We start from the raw sequence: 626 nt of genomic DNA, 5'->3' as shown, positions 1-626 counted from the left end.
AATTTATCAGACAATCTGTGTGGGCACTCGCAGGATTGATATCAGCGTCTCCGGACGTAAAAAATATCAAGCCTCACGAGTGAACACATAATGAAATTCATTATGACGTTTTACAGATGAGCACCGCTTAACTTGTTTAAGCAAATCAAACTTAAATTGAAGAGTTTGATCATGGCTCAGATTGAACGCTGGCGGCAGGCCTAACACATGCAAGTCGGACGGTAGCACAGAGGAGCTTGCTCCTTGGGTGACGAGTGGCGGACGGGTGAGTAATGTCTGGGGATCTGCCCGATAGAGGGGGATAACCACTGGAAACGGTGGCTAATACCGCATAACGTCGCAAGACCAAAGAGGGGGACCTTCGGGCCTCTCACTATCGGATGAACCCAGATGGGATTAGCTAGTAGGCGGGGTAATGGCCCACCTAGGCGACGATCCCTAGCTGGTCTGAGAGGATGACCAGCCACACTGGAACTGAGACACGGTCCAGACTCCTACGGGAGGCAGCAGTGGGGAATATTGCACAATGGGCGCAAGCCTGATGCAGCCATGCCGCGTGTATGAAGAAGGCCTTCGGGTTGTAAAGTACTTTCAGCGGGGAGGAAGGCGATGGGGTTAATAACCTT

General features: G+C 51.4%; 1 rRNA gene. It reads left to right on the top strand.

The features are described 5' to 3' along the window. Positions 1-153 precede the first annotated feature (153 nt). Positions 154-626, top strand: a 16S ribosomal RNA gene (locus PAG01S_RS21415); the annotation flags it as partial.

The organism is Pantoea agglomerans NBRC 102470, assembly GCF_001598475.1.
Taxonomy (GTDB): Bacteria; Pseudomonadota; Gammaproteobacteria; order Enterobacterales; family Enterobacteriaceae; genus Pantoea; species Pantoea agglomerans.
Note: the sequence above shows the minus strand (reverse complement) of the source record. Positions and strands in the feature narration are given on the sequence as shown.